General features: G+C 70.3%; 15 protein-coding genes. 7 read left to right on the forward strand and 8 right to left on the reverse strand.

Translation table 11 applies throughout. The annotated features are described in order from the left end of the window. Positions 1-2: 2 nt before the first annotated feature. A complete protein-coding gene (locus OG875_RS19500; RefSeq protein WP_330175501.1) occupies positions 3-1,559 on the reverse strand; it encodes a peptide MFS transporter in 1,557 nt (518 codons plus the stop codon). 232 nt (positions 1,560-1,791) lie between these two features. On the opposite strand from OG875_RS19500, the gene OG875_RS19505 reads away from it, so the two are divergent. Together OG875_RS19505 and OG875_RS19510 are read left to right on the forward strand one after the other, a co-directional pair. Next, a complete protein-coding gene (locus OG875_RS19505; protein WP_330175502.1) occupies positions 1,792-2,469 on the forward strand; it encodes a response regulator transcription factor in 678 nt (225 codons plus the stop codon). 90 nt (positions 2,470-2,559) lie between these two features. Then, positions 2,560-3,825: an ATP-binding protein gene (locus tag OG875_RS19510; RefSeq protein ID WP_330175503.1), complete on the forward strand. Its 1,266-nt coding sequence runs from the start codon at positions 2,560-2,562 to the stop codon at positions 3,823-3,825. Here the strand turns inward: OG875_RS19510 and OG875_RS19515 are convergent. Then, positions 3,818-4,312 (reverse strand): GtrA family protein, encoded by a 495-nt coding sequence (locus tag OG875_RS19515; RefSeq protein WP_330175504.1) that lies wholly within the window; start codon positions 4,310-4,312, stop codon positions 3,818-3,820. The two genes, OG875_RS19510 and OG875_RS19515, sit on opposite strands and share 8 nt — an antisense overlap. A gap of 248 nt (positions 4,313-4,560) precedes the next feature. On the opposite strand from OG875_RS19515, the gene OG875_RS19520 reads away from it, so the two are divergent. From OG875_RS19520 to OG875_RS19530, 3 genes are read left to right on the forward strand one after another with little or no spacing between them, the layout of a single operon-like run. After that, entirely contained in the window at positions 4,561-5,700 is a 1,140-nt protein-coding gene (locus OG875_RS19520; protein ID WP_330175505.1) for a 5-(carboxyamino)imidazole ribonucleotide synthase, read from the forward strand. Beyond that, positions 5,697-6,221: a 5-(carboxyamino)imidazole ribonucleotide mutase gene (gene purE / locus OG875_RS19525; protein WP_330175506.1), complete on the forward strand. Its 525-nt coding sequence runs from the start codon at positions 5,697-5,699 to the stop codon at positions 6,219-6,221. Before OG875_RS19520 ends, purE begins: the two co-directional genes overlap by 4 nt. A gap of 8 nt (positions 6,222-6,229) precedes the next feature. Continuing rightward, the gene (locus OG875_RS19530) at positions 6,230-7,420 is read left to right on the forward strand and encodes a dipeptidase (RefSeq protein WP_330175507.1); all 1,191 of its coding nucleotides are present in this window, start codon (positions 6,230-6,232) and stop codon (positions 7,418-7,420) included. A 116-nt stretch (positions 7,421-7,536) separates the two neighbouring features. Here the strand turns inward: OG875_RS19530 and OG875_RS19535 are convergent, their stop codons facing one another. Next, entirely contained in the window at positions 7,537-8,883 is a 1,347-nt protein-coding gene (locus OG875_RS19535) for a UDP-glucose dehydrogenase family protein (protein ID WP_330175508.1), read from the reverse strand. A gap of 231 nt (positions 8,884-9,114) precedes the next feature. Between OG875_RS19535 and OG875_RS19540 the strand changes: the two genes are divergently transcribed. Continuing rightward, positions 9,115-10,287, forward strand: a complete 1,173-nt coding sequence (locus OG875_RS19540) for an acyl-CoA dehydrogenase family protein (RefSeq protein ID WP_330175509.1) — start codon at positions 9,115-9,117, stop codon at positions 10,285-10,287. 135 nt (positions 10,288-10,422) lie between these two features. On the opposite strand, the gene OG875_RS19545 is transcribed toward OG875_RS19540, so the two are convergent. The 5 genes from OG875_RS19545 to OG875_RS19570 form a co-directional block, all read right to left on the reverse strand. Continuing rightward, positions 10,423-11,340 (reverse strand): ALF repeat-containing protein, encoded by a 918-nt coding sequence (locus tag OG875_RS19545; RefSeq protein WP_330175510.1) that lies wholly within the window; start codon positions 11,338-11,340, stop codon positions 10,423-10,425. Positions 11,341-12,022: 682 nt separating this feature from the next. Further along, entirely contained in the window at positions 12,023-12,121 is a 99-nt protein-coding gene (locus OG875_RS19555) for a hypothetical protein (RefSeq protein WP_330177817.1), read from the reverse strand. Next, the gene (locus OG875_RS19560) at positions 12,100-12,546 is read right to left on the reverse strand and encodes a WbqC family protein (protein ID WP_330177818.1); all 447 of its coding nucleotides are present in this window, start codon (positions 12,544-12,546) and stop codon (positions 12,100-12,102) included. Before OG875_RS19560 ends, OG875_RS19555 begins: the two co-directional genes overlap by 22 nt. Before the next feature lie 95 nt (positions 12,547-12,641). Further along, on the reverse strand, positions 12,642-13,310 hold the full coding sequence (locus tag OG875_RS19565; RefSeq protein ID WP_330175511.1) for a YdcF family protein: 669 nt from the start codon (positions 13,308-13,310) through the stop codon (positions 12,642-12,644). Between the two features lie 792 nt (positions 13,311-14,102). After that, positions 14,103-15,395, reverse strand: a complete 1,293-nt coding sequence (locus OG875_RS19570; RefSeq protein ID WP_330175512.1) for an LCP family protein — start codon at positions 15,393-15,395, stop codon at positions 14,103-14,105. Positions 15,396-15,514: 119 nt separating this feature from the next. Between OG875_RS19570 and OG875_RS19575 the strand changes: the two genes are divergently transcribed. After that, positions 15,515-16,063: an acyl-CoA thioesterase gene (locus OG875_RS19575; RefSeq protein WP_330175513.1), complete on the forward strand. Its 549-nt coding sequence runs from the start codon at positions 15,515-15,517 to the stop codon at positions 16,061-16,063. Position 16,064 lies beyond the last annotated feature (1 nt).

The following is a 16,064-nucleotide window of genomic DNA, read 5'->3' on the forward strand; positions in this document are numbered from 1 at the left end:
GGTCAGCGCACCTCACCCATCAGCGCCCGCACCTTCCCCCGGTACATGAACATCGCGAAGCCCGCGAGTGTGGCCAGCGCCGCCTCCACGGCGACCACCCCCGTACGGCTCAGTCCGACCCCGGCGATCGCGAGCATCCCCGTCACCGAGCCGCCCGCCGTCACCGCGAGGAACCACACGCCCATCATCCGGCCGGCGTACTTGGCCGGAGCCATCTTCGTGGTCACGGACAGGCCGACCGGTGAGACGCACAGCTCGCCCACGGTCTGGATCAGATAGACGCCGACCAGCCAGACCGGGCTGACCGCGACCCCGTCCGCCGCCAGGACCAGCGGGATCAGGAAGAAGAAGAACGAGACGCCGACGAGCGCCAGCCCCGCCGCGAACTTCACGGCCGTGCCCGGCTCCCTGCCCCGCCGGTTCAGCCACAGCCAGCACCAGGCGGCCACCGGGGCCAGCGCCATGATGAACACCGGGTTCAGCGACTGGTACCAGGACGTCGGGAAACCGATCCCGAAGACCTGGTGCGCCGTCTTCGTCGTACCGAACGCCTGGACCGTCGAGCCGCCCTGGTCGTAGATCATCCAGAAGACCGCCGCGGCCACGAAGAACCAGATGTACGCGGACATCCTCGCCCGCTCGGCCGGTGACAGGTCCGGGTCGCGCTTCATCCGGATCAGCACCCCCGCCGGGATGGCCACTCCCGCGAGGGTCAGGGGGACCATCGCCCAGTTCAGGGTGAACGCGCCGGTGAAGACGACGACCCCGTAGAAGACCGAGACGGCCAGCAGCCAGCTCAGGCCCCTCGTCAGCCAGCGCGCCCGCTCCTCGCGCGACAGCGGGGTCGGGACCCGGCCGCTCTCGGGGGACAGATGCTTCGTACCGAGCAGGAACTGGAGCAGACCGAGCCCCATGCCGAGGGCCGCGAGCGCGAAACCGAGGTGCCAGCTGTACGTCTCACCGACGGTGCCGATGACCAGCGGCGCGAAGAAGGCACCGATGTTGATGCCCATGTAGAAGAGGGTGAAGCCGCCGTCGCGGCGCGGGTCGTCCGGGCCGTCGTAGAGCTGGCCGACCATCGTGGAGATGTTGGCCTTCAGCAGCCCCGAGCCGACCGCCACCAGCGCGAGACCGGCGAAGAAGGTCCCGGCGCCCGGCAGCGCGAGCGTCAGATGGCCCGCCATGATCGTGCAGGCCGCGACGGTGACCGTACGGCGCGGGCCCCAGACCCGGTCGCCGAGCCAGCCGCCGGGCATGGCCAGCAGATACACCATCGACAGATAGATCGAGTAGACCGCCGTGGTGGTGGCCAGGGTCAGCCCCAGCCCGCCTCCCTGGAGGCCCGTCGACGCGTCGGGGCCGCCGGAGAGCAGATAGAGGGTGAGCAGCGCCCGCATGCCGTAGAAGCTGAAGCGTTCCCACATCTCCGTCATGAAGAGCGTGGCCAGTCCGCGCGGATGCCCGAAGAAGGTCTTCTCGGGGGTGGTGCCGGGGCCGGTGCCGGAGCCGGGGGGACGCTCGGGCAGGTCGGGGGAGTCCTTGGTCAGGCTGGACGCCATGGGTGGATCCTTGCTCGCTCGGTGCGTGGGTCGGGGGTGCGGGTCGGATGGCCGGGGGTGCGGGGCGGGCACGCGGTGTGGGTGCCTGTGTCGGGTGCGTCGGTCGGTGCGTGAGTCCGGTACGCGAAAGAGGGCCTTCGGCGCACAAGACGCCAAAGGCCCTCAATCGGTACTACACCGGCCATCGGCGATCGCTGCCCGGCCGCCGCGCCACGCCGACTACCATCACCTCATGACCCGTGTACTGCTCGCCGAGGACGACGCGTCCATCTCGGAGCCCCTGGCCCGCGCCCTGCGCAGGGAGGGGTACGAGGTGGAGGTACGCGAAGACGGTCCCTCCGCGCTCGAAGCCGGACTCCAGGGCGGAGTGGACCTGGTCGTGCTCGACCTCGGACTGCCCGGCATGGACGGCCTCGAAGTGGCCCGCAGGCTCCGCGCCGAAGGCCACTCCGTGCCCCTGCTGGTGCTGACGGCCCGCGCCGACGAGGTGGACACGGTGGTCGGCCTCGACGCCGGCGCCGACGACTACGTCACCAAGCCCTTCCGGCTGGCGGAACTGCTCGCCCGCGTACGGGCGCTGCTCCGGCGCGGCGCGAGCGAACCGGCCGCCTCGCCCACCACGCACGGCGTCCGTATCGACGTCGAGTCGCACCGGGCCTGGATGGGCGAGGAGGAACTCCAGCTCACCGCCAAGGAGTTCGACCTGCTGCGGGTCCTCGTCCGGGACGCGGGCCGGGTCGTCACCCGCGACCAGCTGATGCGGGAGGTCTGGGACACCACCTGGTGGTCGTCCACGAAGACCCTGGACATGCACATCTCCTGGCTGCGCAAGAAACTCGGCGACGACGCCGCGAATCCCCGGTACATCGCGACCGTCCGGGGCGTCGGGTTCCGCTTCGAGAAGAGCTGAGGCGGAAGCCGTACGCCGGTACGGGCGGAGCTCCGGCAGAACAGCCACGCCAGGTACGGGCCCGCCCCGGCCGGACAGAAGTAGGGCACAGTGCGCCGTCGTCTGATCAACTCCACACTCGCCGTGGTCCTCGTCGTCATCGGGGTCTTCGGGTTCTCGCTCGTCATCGTGGAGAGCCGCACCATCAGCGCCAGCGCCCAGGAGAGCGTGGACCTGGAGGCCGTACGGCTGGTCAGCATCGTGGACAGCCGGCTGATCGGCGGCGAGCGCGTCACCGAGGCGATCCTGCGGGAGCAGATCGACGGCGGACGGTACGCCAGGGTCGAGATCCCCGGCCGCCCGACCGTCGAGATCGGCGAGCGCCCCGAGGGCGACGTCATCCGGGGCAGCGCGGACGGTGAACAGAACGAGACCGTCACCGTCGAGGAGTCCAGCGCCGCCGTCACCGACGAACTCGGCCGCACCCTCCTGATCATCGGCGCCGTCGCGCTGCTCGCCGTCATCGCCGCCGTCCTGCTCGCCGTACGCCAGGCCAACAAGCTCGCCTCCCCGCTCACCGACCTCGCCGAGACCGCCGAACGCCTCGGCTCCGGCGACCCGCGCCCCCGCCACAAGCGGTACGGCGTGCCCGAACTCGACCGGGTCGCGGACGTCCTCGACGCCAGCGCCGAGCGGATCGCCCGGATGCTCACCGCCGAGCGCCGGCTCGCCGCCGACGCCTCCCACCAGCTCCGTACGCCGCTGACCGCGCTCTCCATGCGGCTGGAGGAGATCTCCACCACCGACGACCCCGACACGGTCAAGGACGAGGCGACGATCGCGCTCACCCAGGTCGAGCGGCTCACCGACGTCGTGGAGCGGCTGCTCACCAACTCGCGCGACGTACGCACCGGCTCGGCCATCGTCTTCGACCTGGACGACGTCGTACGGCAGCAGATCGAGGAGTGGCGCCCCGCCTACCGCAGCGCCGGGCGGGCGATCGTCTGCTCCGGTACCCAGCACATGCGGGCGGTGGGCACCCCCGGCGCGGTCGCCCAGGTCCTCGCCGCGCTCATCGAGAACTCGCTCATGCACGGCGGCGGCACGGTCGCCCTGCGCAACCGGATCACCGGCAACCAGGCGGTGATCGAGGTGACGGACGAGGGGCCCGGCGTGCCGCCGGACCTCGGGGCGCGGATCTTCGAGCGCGCCATCAGCGGGCACAACTCCACGGGCATCGGACTCGCCGTCGCCCGCGACCTCGCGGAGGCGGACGGCGGGCGGCTGGAACTGCTCCAGCAGCAGCCGCCGGTCTTCGCGCTGTTCCTCAGCCGTGAGGTGCGGGAGCGCGAGGAGCCGAGGCGGACCGTCAGATGACCCGGCCGGCGGCGGTCGGCTCGGGCTCCCGGTCCGGTTCCGGCTGAAGCCTGCGGAACACCCAGGTGCGGTACGACCAGAAGCGGAACAGCGTCGCCACGCCGATGCCGAGGAACTTGAACACGTTGCTCCGCAGCGGCCCGTCCCAGCCGAACCCGTACGTCGCGGTGTAGAGCACCCCGTTCTCGATGACCAGCCCGACCGCGCTGAACAGCAGGAACAGCGTCAGTTCCTTGGTACGGCGGCTCTTGTCCCGGTCCCGGTACGCGAAGTGGCGGAAGCCCACGTAGTTGCAGGCGATCGCGACGACGGTGGCCAGGACGCTCGCCCGCACCACCTGGAGGTCGGTGGTGTGCCGTACGAGGTTGAAGACGGCCAGATTGACCAGGAGCCCCACGCCCCCGACCGTGCCGAACTTGGCGATCTCGCGGGCGAGCAGGGACAGCCGTTCCCGCAGGGCCCCTCGCTGCGCAGGCGCGGCAGTCATGGTCTCGCTCAGCCCCGTCCGGTCGGTGTGTGGGTGCGTCAGGTGGGTGTGTCAGGTACGTGCGTCGGGCGCGTGTGTCAGATGTGTGCGTCAGGTGCGTGGCGGCGGCGTCGGCGGACCAATGCGGACGAAGAGTCCGGCACGGCGCCGACCGGCCCACTCTAACCACCGGCCCGGCCTCGGGCCGTCTCCCACGGTGCCCGGCCCGGCTCGTGTGGCCCCGTCCGGGCGGCGGATACCCTGGATGCGTGACATTCCCGGTAGTCGGCATGGTCGGCGGCGGTCAGCTCGCCCGTATGACCCACGAGGCGGGCATCCCCCTCGGCCTCAGATTCAAGCTTCTCAGCGACACCCCGCAGGACTCCGCGGCGCAGGTGGTCGCCGACGTGGTCGTCGGTGACTACCGCGACCTGGAGACCCTGCGCGCCTTCGCGCGCGGCTGCGACGTGATCACCTTCGACCACGAGCACGTGCCGATCGAGCACCTGCGCGCCCTGGAGGCGGACGGTGTCGCCGTACGCCCCGGCCCCGACGCCCTCGTGCACGCGCAGGACAAGGGCGTGATGCGCGCCCGGCTAAGCGAGCTGGGCGCGCCCTGCCCGCGCCATCGCGTCGTCACCGACGCCGCCGACGTCGCGGCCTTCGCCGACGAGGTCGGCGGCTTCCCCGTGATCCTCAAGACGGTGCGCGGCGGCTACGACGGCAAGGGCGTGTGGGTCGCCCGGTCGGCGGACGACGCCGAGCAGCCCTTCCGGGCCGGGGTCCCCGTCCTCGCCGAGGAGAAGGTCGACTTCGTCCGGGAGCTGGCCGCGAACATCGTGCGTTCGCCGCACGGCCAGGCCGTCGCGTACCCCGTCGTGGAGTCCCGCCAGGTCGACGGCGTGTGCGACACCGTCATCGCGCCCGCGCCCGGCCTCTCCGAGGAGCTGTCCGGCGAGGCGCAGCAGCTCGCGCTGCGGATCGCCGCCGAACTGGGCGTCGTCGGTCATCTGGCGGTCGAGCTGTTCGAGACGGCCGACGGCCGCATCCTCGTCAACGAATTGGCCATGCGCCCTCACAACTCGGGCCACTGGACCCAGGACGGCGCGATCACCTCGCAGTTCGCCAACCACGTACGGGCCGTGCTCGACCTGCCCCTCGGCGACCCGCGCCCGCGCGCGCCCTGGACGGTGATGTGCAACGTGCTGGGCGGGGACTACCCCGACATGTACGCGGCGTATCTGCACTGCATGGCCCACGACCCGCAGCTCAAGATCCACATGTACGGCAAGGACGTGAAGCCCGGCCGTAAGGTCGGCCACGTCAACACCTACGGTGACGACCTGGCCGACGTGCTGGAGCGCGCCCGCCACGCCGCCGGATACCTCCGAGGAACGATCACCACATGAGCTCTCCCCTCATCGGCGTCGTCATGGGGTCGGACTCCGACTGGCCCGTCATGGAGGCCGCCGCCCAGGCGCTCGACGAGTTCGAGATCCCGTACGAGGTCGACGTCGTCTCCGCGCACCGGATGCCGCACGAGATGATCGCGTACGGCGAGGAGGCCGCCGGACGCGGGCTCCGGGCGATCGTCGCGGGCGCGGGCGGCGCCGCCCATCTGCCGGGCATGCTGGCCTCGGTCACACCGCTGCCGGTGATCGGGGTCCCCGTACCGCTGAAGTACCTGGACGGCATGGACTCGCTGCTGTCGATCGTGCAGATGCCGGCGGGCGTGCCGGTCGCGACGGTCTCCGTAGGAGGAGCCCGTAACGCCGGGCTGCTGGCCGCGCGCATCCTCGCGGCCCACGACCCGGAACTGCGGTCCCGTATGACGGACTTCCAGCGGCAGCTCAACGAACAGGCGACCGACAAGGGCAAGCGGCTGCGCGCCAAGGTGAGCGGCCACGACTCCTTCGGCTTCGGGAAGTGAGGTCCGCGATGGGCACCGAGGACTATCTGGAGCAGGCGCGCGAGCTGCTTGAGGACTTTCCCGTGGTCGACGGGCACAACGACCTGCCGTGGGCGCTGCGCGAACAGGTCCGCTACGACCTCGACCGCCGTGACATCGCCGAGGACCAGTCGGCGCATCTGCACACCGACATCCCGCGCCTGCGGGCGGGCGGGGTGGGGGCACAGTTCTGGTCGGTGTACGTACGGTCCGACCTGGCCGGCGACTCGGCGGTCAGCGCGACCCTCGAACAGATCGACGTCGTCGGGCGCCTGATCACCCGCTACGCCGACCTCGTCGCCGCGCGCACCGCCGACGACATGGAGAACGCCCGCCGGGCCGGCCGGATCGCGTCCCTGATGGGCGCCGAGGGCGGGCACTCCATCAACAACTCCCTCGCCACGCTGCGCGCCCTGCACACCCTGGGCGTGCGCTACATGACGCTCACGCACAACGACAACCTGCCGTGGGCCGACTCGGCGACCGACAAGCCGGGCGTGGGCGGACTGTCGCCCTTCGGCCACGAGGTCGTACGCGAGATGAACCGCGCCGGCATGCTGGTCGACCTCTCGCACGTGGCCGCGACGACCATGCGGGACGCGCTCGCCACGAGCGCCGCGCCGGTGATCTTCTCGCACTCCTCCTCGCGAGCGGTCTGCGACCACCCGCGCAACGTCCCGGACGACGTGCTGGAACTGCTGCCCGCGAACGGCGGGGTGGCGATGGCCACCTTCGTACCGAAGTTCATCCTGCCCGAGGCGATCACCTGGACGGAGGCCGCCGACGAGAACATGCGCGCGCAGGGGCTGCACCCGCTGGACACGACGGAGGCGGGGATGCGCGTCCAGCGTGCGTACGAGGAGGTCAGCCCGCGCCCGGTGGCCACGGCGGCGACGGTCGCCGACCACCTGGACCACATGCGCGAGGTCGCGGGCATCGACCACATCGGCATCGGCGGCGACTTCGACGGCACGGCGTTCACGCCGGAGGGTCTGGACGACGTGGCGGGCTACCCGAACCTGATCGCGGAACTCTTCGCCCGCCGCTGGTCGCCGGAGGACCTGTCCAAGCTCACCTGGCACAACGCGGTACGGGCACTGCGCGGGGCGGAGGACGTGGCGCGGGGGCTGCGGGCGGAGCGGGGGCCGTCGACGGCGACGATCGAGGAACTGGACGGGTAGGGCCGGGTAAGGCCGAGGGGCGGGGGCCCGGTGTACGGGAGCCGGGACCCGGGTCCCGTACACCGGGGTCGGGCCCTGGGGGTCGTCCGGCTCCCGGGCCGGCGCCCGCCCGGCGCTCAGGCCCTCGGCCGCCCCATCGCCCGGTACGTCCAGCCCGCCGCGCGCCAGACCGCCGGGTCCAGCGCGTTGCGGCCGTCCAGGATCAGCCGACGCGACGTGGCCTCGCCCAGCGCCGCCGGGTCCAGCTCACGGAACTCGCGCCACTCCGTCAGGTGCAGCACCACGTCCGCGCCGCGCACCGCCTCCAGCGCGGAATCCGCGTACCCCAGGGTCGGGAAGACTCTGCGCGCGTTGTCCATGCCCTTCGGGTCGTACACGGTCACCTGGCCGCCCTGGAGGTGGATCTGACCGGCGACGTTCAGCGCGGGGGAGTCCCGTACGTCGTCCGAGTCCGGCTTGAACGTCGCGCCCAGCACCGCGACCCGCTTGCCCAGGAACGACGAGTCGCCGCCGACGGCCTCGCGCGCCAGCTCCACCATGTGACCCCGGCGCCGCATGTTGATCGAGTCGACCTCGCGCAGGAACGTCAGCGCCTGGTCCGCGCCCAGTTCGCCCGCCCGCGCCATGAACGCGCGGATGTCCTTGGGCAGACAGCCGCCGCCGAAGCCGATCCCGGCGCGCAGGAACTTCTTCCCGATCCGGTCGTCGTACCCGATGGCCTCCGCCAGCTTCACCACGTCGCCGCCGGCCGCCTCGCAGACCTCGGCCATCGCGTTGATGAAGGAGATCTTCGTCGCGAGGAAGGAGTTGGCGGCGGTCTTCACCAGCTCGGCGGTCGGGAAGTCGGTCAGGACGAACGGCGACCCCTCCGCGAGCGGCGTCGCGTACACCTCGCGCAGCAGCTTCTCGGCGCGCTCGCTGCCGGTGCCCACGACGATCCGGTCCGGGTGGAGGGTGTCCTGGACGGCGAAGCCCTCGCGCAGGAACTCCGGGTTCCAGGCCAGCTCCACGTCCGGGCCCGCCGGGGCCAGTTCGGTCAGCCGCCGGGCCAGCCGCTCCGCGCTGCCGACCGGCACGGTCGACTTGCCGACGACCAGCGCGGCGCGGTCGAGCAGGGGCGCGAGGGAGTCGAAGGCGCTCTCGACGTAGCTCATGTCGCACGCGTTGTCGCCGTGCTTCTGCGGGGTGTTCACGCAGACGAAGTGGACGTCTCCGAAAGCGCCGACGTCCTCCCAGGAGGTGGTGAAGCGCAGCCGCCCGGTCGATCCCTCGATACCGGCGACGTGCTTGCGCAGCAGCTCTTCGAGGCCGGGCTCGTACATCGGCACCTTGCCGGCCGACAGCATCTCGATCTTCTCGGGGACGACGTCGAGCCCGAGCACCTCGAAGCCCAGTTCCGCCATGGCCGCGGCGTGGGTGGCGCCGAGGTAGCCGGTACCGATCACGGTGATCTTGAGGGCCATGGGGTGCTCCTGGTAGTGCGGTCGGTATGCGGTGCGGCCCCTGGGTGCGAACGCGACTGCGATCGCACCGGAGCACGCGGCCCGAGCATATCCGCGCCCCGCCCGCACCCCCTCGGGCGCCCGTGCGGCAAGGTGCGGGAGCTGTCGGGAAACTCACGTACGCCGATGGGGGCCGGGCCTCTAAAATCGGAGTTACTTAACGGTAGTTAGCATGCAGGGGAGTGGAAGACCGTGGCCGGATCGGCTGATTTCGACCTGTACCGCCCGTCCGAGGAGCACGACATGCTCCGCGACGCCGTGCGTTCGCTCTCCGAGGCGAAGATCGCGCCGTTCGCCGCCGCCGTGGACGAGGAGGCGCGCTTCCCCCAGGAGGCGCTGGACGCGCTGGTCGCCGCCGATCTGCACGCCGTCCATGTGCCCGAGGAGTACGGCGGCGCCGGGGCGGACGCCCTGGCCACGGTGATCGTCATCGAGGAGGTGGCCCGCGTCTGCGCGTCGTCCTCCCTGATCCCGGCGGTGAACAAGCTCGGCTCGCTGCCGGTGATCCTGGCCGGTGGCGAGGACCTGAAGAAGAAGTACCTGGGCCCGCTGGCCAAGGGCGACGCGATGTTCTCGTACTGCCTCTCCGAGCCGGACGCCGGCTCGGACGCGGGCGGCATGAAGACCAAGGCCGTACGGAACGGCGACGGTTACGTCCTCAACGGCGTGAAGCGGTGGATCACCAACGCCGGTGTCTCCGAGTACTACACGGTCATGGCGGTCACCGACCCCGACCGCCGTACGAAGGGCATCTCGGCGTTCGTCGTCGAGAAGGGCGACGAGGGTGTCTCGTTCGGCGCCCCGGAGAAGAAGCTCGGCATCAAGGGCTCCCCGACGCGCGAGGTCTACCTGGACAACGTCCGTATCCCGGCGGACCGCCTGATCGGCGAGGAGGGCACGGGCTTCGCCACGGCGATGAAGACCCTGGACCACACCCGCATCACGATCGCGGCCCAGGCCCTCGGCATCGCCCAGGGCGCGCTGGACTACGCGACGGGCTACGTCCAGGAGCGCAAGCAGTTCGGCAAGCCGATCGGTGACTTCCAGGGCGTCCAGTTCATGCTCGCGGACATGGCGATGAAGCTGGAGGCGGCCCGCCAGCTCACCTACTCGGCGGCGGCCCGCTCCCAGCGCGTCAGCGACGGCGGCGACAAGGAGCAGCTCACGTTCTTCGGCGCGGCGGCCAAGTGCTTCGCCTCGGACGTGGCGATGGACGTCACGACGGACGCGGTCCAGCTCCTCGGCGGCTACGGCTACACGCGCGACTACCCGGTGGAACGGATGATGCGCGACGCCAAGATCACCCAGATCTACGAAGGCACCAACCAGGTGCAGCGGATCGTGATGGCCAGGAACCTGCCGTAGCTCCCAGGGCCTCGTAGGAGGATCGTCCCCGCCTCCCCGCCTTGTGGCGGGGACGATCCTCGGCCTCGGGCCCCCGTGGGTCAGCCGTGGGTCAGTTGTCGATCAGACGTCGATCACCAGTTGATCAGCTGTCGGTCAGCCGTCTATCTCGTACTGCCCGGTCACCACGAAGTACCGCAGCTCGTCCGGCGTACCGTCGATGACCACCTCGGCGGCGGCGCGGAGAGCGTCGCTGATGGTCGGGTCCGCGAGAATCCGCGCGACGGCGACGCGGTCGTCCTCGGCCTGCGCGAGCCGGTACCCGGTTTCGATGAAGGCGCGCAGGGCTTCCGGGGTGTTGGTGTCGAGGGTTCGGTTGGCTTCGCGGATGACGGCTCGGTCGCCGTTCTGGGTGGCCTTGTGGAGGATGCGGGCGGTGGCGACGCGGTCGTCCTCGGCCTGCGCGAGCCGGTACCCGGTTTCGATGAAGGCGCGGAGGGCTTCGGGGGTGTTGGTGTCGAGGGTTCGGTTGGCTTCGCGGATGACGGCTCGGTCGCCGTTCTGGGTGGCCTTGTGGAGGATGCGGGCGGTGGCGACGCGGTCGTCCTCGGCCTGCGCGAGGCGGTAGCCGGTTTCGATGAAGGCGCGGAGGGCTTCGGGGGTGTTGGTGTCGAGGGTTCGGTTGGCTTCGCGGATGACGGCTCGGTCGCCGTTCTGGGTGGCCTTGTGGAGGATGCGGGCGGTGGCGACGCGGTCGTCCTCGGCCTGCGCGAGCCGGTAGCCGGTTTCGATGAAGGCGCGCATCGCCTCCGGGCTGCCGTCGTTCAGGGCCTTGGTGGCCTCCCGGGCGACTCCTCGGCCACTGTTCTCGTCCGCGAGAATGCGCAGGATCGCGATACGGAGGTCGTCCTCCGACATGTCGTCCACCGGCACGTCGTCCGCCGGTGTCCCGGCGGCGTCCGCCACGATCGCCGACGCGGCCGGGGAACCGGCGGCGGAAGCCGGGCTCGTCAGGACGAGGGCGGGCACCAGGGCGGTGGCGGCGACGAGGAGAACGGCGCGGATCGGTCTCATGGGTGAGTGCCTCCGTGGTCGAGTCGTCAACTGGTCGAATAATCGAGTGGCCGGTGCGGAAAGCTTCGCCGCGGCGGGCCACGGAAACCGATGCCCGGATACGGCAGTCTTCGCCGACCGGTCATTGCCGCCCACCGTCTCGGTGGCCGAAAAGCCGGGATGCCGATCGGGCACCACGCGCGGGCTTCCCTTCCCACCGCCGGTGCGGGGCTCGGTTCTGATCATGCAGAGAAGCTATCAACGGCCACTGACAACGCCCCGGGACGTCGTCGCGTGGAAGCTCGACAGGCCGTACGACGAGACCCCGCACTCCCTCACGACGCCCTACGGGCCCACCTGTTGCCGCTGAGACGGCGCGGCACGCGGGCCCATGGAGATCGTGCGCTAAGCGACCGCCGGCGCGACGGGTGACCACGCACCGGTACCTACGGGGCTGACCGCCTACCTCCACGGCCCGGCCGCCACCACGAGCACCTCGACCCCCACCTCGTCACCGGATACGCCATGCTCGGCATGCCCGCTCCCGCCCCCGCCCCCGGCCGCGACGAGCACGCCACCCTCACCCGGCTCGCCCGCCACTTCGACGAACCGGTCCGCAGGCGAGCTGCCGCATGCGGGCAGCCACCTCCCGCGGGCCGAGTGCTGCCAGCGCCCACAGCGAACTGAGGCTTCGACCGGAGGATCAGATGCCGATCGTCGGCGGCTGGAACGGCAGTACGGCGATGCCCTCGGCGGCGAATGGAGCCGAGTCGAGGTACGTCATGCCGCCGGTTCCGCACAGGTACGCGCGGGCACCCGTGAAGGCGCAGAGATCGGCGAGCCGCTGGTAGCGGCCCAGTCCGGCCGGGAGGCCGCTGCTGTATGGATCTTGCCCTGCCAGCCGAGCCGGCCGAGCAGCGCGCGGGTGGAGACGTCGGCAACCGTGGCGATCCTGCCCGTGCCGTGGGCGTCCGGTACCGGGGCCAGGGATCGCGCGAGCGCAGGCCAGTAAGGGCTGGCTCCGTAGTACTGCCGCAGCGTCCCCGCGGTCTTCCGGCGGGCCCGGCCGGGATCGTCGATCAGCGCGTCCCGAATGAGTGTCGGCCGCCTGTGAGGGAGGTGGGTGGGGATGGTCAGCCACTGTCGACGACCCGGTTCGTCAAGGGTCCGGAGCCGGGCTCGGTGTTGGAAGTCGCGGGGGGTGAACTGCGCGTCGTTCAGGACAATCCAGTAGTCCGCCCGCGAACAGCTTGGTCGGCGTGGTCAGTCTCGGGAAGCGGTTGGGCTGGTGGATGGCGCACAACCCACCGGGCCCCGGCAGGTCAGGAAGTGATGAGACGGCTGGTGAAGCCGTCGCGGATGAGGGATTCGTACGCGGCGTGCACGTCCTCCGGGACCTCCTGCTCGATGGCGAATCCGAGCTTCGGATACTCGATGACCCGCTGAAGGTCGCCGACGAGCATGTCCAGGACGAGCTTCTCGTCCCCGATGGACTTCACGTAGTCGTCGAACTCCAGCGGTTCCGACGCGCAGAGGATCTCGACATCGGGCCACAGCTTGCGGGCGGTCGCGAACGACCGCCGTTCCATGTAGGGCTTGGAGACCAGCAGCACCGTGCTCGGGGTGATGCCGGCGGTGGCGAGGACCGCACGGGAGAGGGTGATGTTCTGCCCGGTGTTTCCGGCGTCCGGTTCCAGCAGGATCGCTTCGGCGGGGACGCCCAGGTCGATGGCGTGTTCACGGAAGTGGACGGCCTCGCCGCGCGGGAAGACCTGGGCGGTGGTGGGGCTGTTGCCGCCGGTGAAAACCAAAGTCGGGAACAGACCGGCGCGGTAGAGCTCGACGGAGCGAGTGGCGACGCCGAGGTCATGGCTGCCAAGACCGATCGCCGCATCGACAGGCCGCAGTTGGTGGTGCATCTGGTGGTGGTCCCAGATCAGCACGGCCCGGTGCCACTGGTCCTCGGTGACGGCCTGCTGGTTGTCGCTCACGCGTCTCTCCCTGGTCACCGCAGCCGGGGGCAAGTCGGCCCCGCGTTCATGGCCCTGATGCCCTCGATGCTGCGTAGTTGGTGCACGAGTCCGTACTGCGCGGCTGTGCGGGTGGCCCGATCGAGGACGAGGATTCCATCATCGCGGGTCGCCCTGGACGACGTTGGTCTCGCGCCCGTCCTCGGGGCGCTCGTCGAGGTACGCGGCGAGCGTGGAGCGGATGTGCTGGGCCGTGATGGGCATGATGATCACCTGTTGAAGTAGGAGAGCCAGGTTGCCGCGATGGACTCGCGGTCGGGTGCGGGTACCCCGCCGTGGTGCCGGCGGCCTCACTCAGGCCCTGCACTTCATCGATATCGCCCGCAGCAGTGGGGCCACCACCAGCACTTCGACTTCCGGTTCCTCTTCCGTACCACCGCCGACATCGGCGAACCGCAGACCGAAGAGGTCGCGGATTACGCATGGCGCCGAGTGGAGAGCCTGGCTGATGAACGTCTCAGGAGGCGAGTCGCACGCGTCCTTCTCTGAGAGACGAGAACGCGGCGGCGACGCCAGCTCTCCGCGACGCGAGGCGGGGATCAGCTCACTGAGCCCGCATCATCATCCGGCAAGGTCGAACTGACGCAGCCACTCGGGAACTCCTTCGCCAACCGTGCCGACAAGCCCCCCGCTCAGCAGCAACATGTAACGCTGTCGCGCCCATGAGCTGCACGAGCATCGGATGCACTTCAAGGCGGCGGGCTGACCACCTACGGATATCCGTAGGTGGTCAGCCCGCGCGGGCGTGGCCCGTCAGTTCGACTTGACCGTCACCTTCTCGTCGTTGTTCAGCTGCTCCACCAGCTGCTTGACCTTCGCCTTGTCCCAGACCAGGTTTCCGCCCGTGCTGCCCGAGATCGGGATGTTCATCGACGTGCCGTCGCCGCCCGTGACGCCCTTCATCGCGAAGAACATCTGGCCCAGTGACCACAGGGACATGTCCTTGTCCACGATCAGGGTGTCCAGGCCCGCGCCCATCGTCGGGTAGAGCTTGAAGGGGTTCAGGATCGTGCCGGGGGTGGCCGTCTGGGAGGCCAGGGCCGCCAGGAACTTCTGCTGGTTCTTCGTACGGTCCAGGTCGCTGCCCGCGAACGCGTACCGGGTGCGGACGAACGCCAGGGACTGTTCGCCGTCCAGCGTCTGCTTGCCCGCCTGGAAGTCCGCGCCCGACTTCTTGTCCTTGAACGCCTTCGGGATGTCCAGCTCGACGCCGCCGATCGCGTCCACGATGTTGGCGAAGCCCGCGAAGCCGATCTCGACGTAGTGGTCGATGTGCAGCCCGGTGTTGAACTCGACCGTACGGACCAGCAGTTCGGGCCCGTCCTCCGCGTACGCCGCGTTGAGCTTCACCTGGCGGCCCGTGTTCGGGAACATCTTCCCGGACTCCGAGCCCTTGAAGGAGGGGATCACCACGTTCGAGTCACGCGGCAGCGAGATCAGCGTCGGGCCGTTCGAGCCGTCGTGCAGGATCATCATCGAGTCGGTGCGCTTGCCCTCCGCGCTGCCCGTGTGGAGATCCTTCTTGTCCTGGGCGGACATCCCCTCGCGGCTGTCCGAGCCGACGATCAGATAGTTCGTGCCTTCGCCCGCCTCGGGCCGCTCGATCACCTTCGACAGGTCGACCTCGCGCTTGAGCTTGGAGTCCGCCCAGAAGTACGTGCCTATGGAGACCGCCAGTACGACGACGACCAGGGAGGTCGCGGTGATCTTGATACGGCGCCGCCAGTCCGGTGCGTAGGAGGGAGTACCGCCGTAACCGTCGTCGTACGACCCCTGCCGGGGCACCCGCGGCGGTCCGCCCGGTCCCTGGCCCGCCGGGGAGCCGTAGACCTGTCCGGTGTTGTAGTCGCTGTTGTACGGGGGAGGGCCGTACGCCCCGTCGTGCCCCGGCGACTGCTGCTGGGGGACGGCGCGCCGCTGCACGTGCGGCATCGCGCGCGCACCCTCGGGCTGCGCGCTCGCGCTGCCGCGTCCGTAGCGCTCACCGCCGCGGTCGCCGCCGCGGTCGGCGCGGTCGCCGTTCCATCCATCAGGCCATTCGCTCATGCGGACCAGTGTGCGGCTCCGACGTGCCGCGCACACAGGGGTGGAGAAAAATCACAGCGTCCCTGTTGCCAAGCTGATGCATTGCGGACCGTTCCGGACCCCCGCATAGGGTGGAGGACATGACAGACCAGGCCGTCCGGCCCGAGACAGATATTCCGGGTAAGCCCACCTCGGCGTCCCGCACCACGCTCAGCCACATCATGACCGGCAGCGACACCAACCTCCTCGGCACGGTGCACGGCGGCGTGATCATGAAGCTTGTCGACGACGCGGCCGGCGCCGTCGCGGGCCGGCACTCGGAAGGGCCCGCCGTCACGGCGTCCATGGACGAGATGGTCTTCCTTGAGCCGGTACGCGTCGGGGACCTGGTCCATGTGAAGGCCCAGGTCAACTGGACCGGCCGGTCCTCCATGGAGGTCGGCGTCCGCGTGCTCGCCGAGCGCTGGAACGAGTCCACCCCGGCCCAGCAGGTCGGCAGCGCCTATCTCGTCTTCGCCGCCGTCGACGCGGAGGGCCGGCCCCGTCCCGTACCGCCGGTGGTCCCGGAGACCGAGCGCGACCAGCGGCGCCACCAGGAGGCGCAGATCCGGCGTACGCACCGGCTCGCCCGGCGCCGCGCCATCAAGGACCTGCGCGAGAAGCGCGCCGCCGAGGGCATCAACGACTGAC

This window comes from Streptomyces sp. NBC_01498 (assembly GCF_036327775.1).
In the GTDB taxonomy this organism is placed as follows: domain Bacteria; phylum Actinomycetota; class Actinomycetes; order Streptomycetales; family Streptomycetaceae; genus Streptomyces.

What these genes read in the sequence shown, in the direction of transcription:
- OG875_RS19500 (WP_330175501.1), bottom strand. Translation starts at nt 1,559, where the DNA reads ATGGCGTCCAGCCTGACCAAGGACTCCCCCGACCTGCCCGAGCGTCCC.
- OG875_RS19505 (WP_330175502.1), top strand. Translation starts at nt 1,792, where the DNA reads ATGACCCGTGTACTGCTCGCCGAGGACGACGCGTCCATCTCGGAGCCC.
- OG875_RS19515 (WP_330175504.1), bottom strand. Translation starts at nt 4,312, where the DNA reads ATGACTGCCGCGCCTGCGCAGCGAGGGGCCCTGCGGGAACGGCTGTCC.
- purE (WP_330175506.1), top strand. Translation starts at nt 5,697, where the DNA reads ATGAGCTCTCCCCTCATCGGCGTCGTCATGGGGTCGGACTCCGACTGG.
- OG875_RS19530 (WP_330175507.1), top strand. Translation starts at nt 6,230, where the DNA reads ATGGGCACCGAGGACTATCTGGAGCAGGCGCGCGAGCTGCTTGAGGAC.
- OG875_RS19535 (WP_330175508.1), bottom strand. Translation starts at nt 8,883, where the DNA reads ATGGCCCTCAAGATCACCGTGATCGGTACCGGCTACCTCGGCGCCACC.
- OG875_RS19545 (WP_330175510.1), bottom strand. Translation starts at nt 11,340, where the DNA reads ATGAGACCGATCCGCGCCGTTCTCCTCGTCGCCGCCACCGCCCTGGTG.
- OG875_RS19570 (WP_330175512.1), bottom strand. Translation starts at nt 15,395, where the DNA reads ATGAGCGAATGGCCTGATGGATGGAACGGCGACCGCGCCGACCGCGGC.
- OG875_RS19575 (WP_330175513.1), top strand. Translation starts at nt 15,515, where the DNA reads ATGACAGACCAGGCCGTCCGGCCCGAGACAGATATTCCGGGTAAGCCC.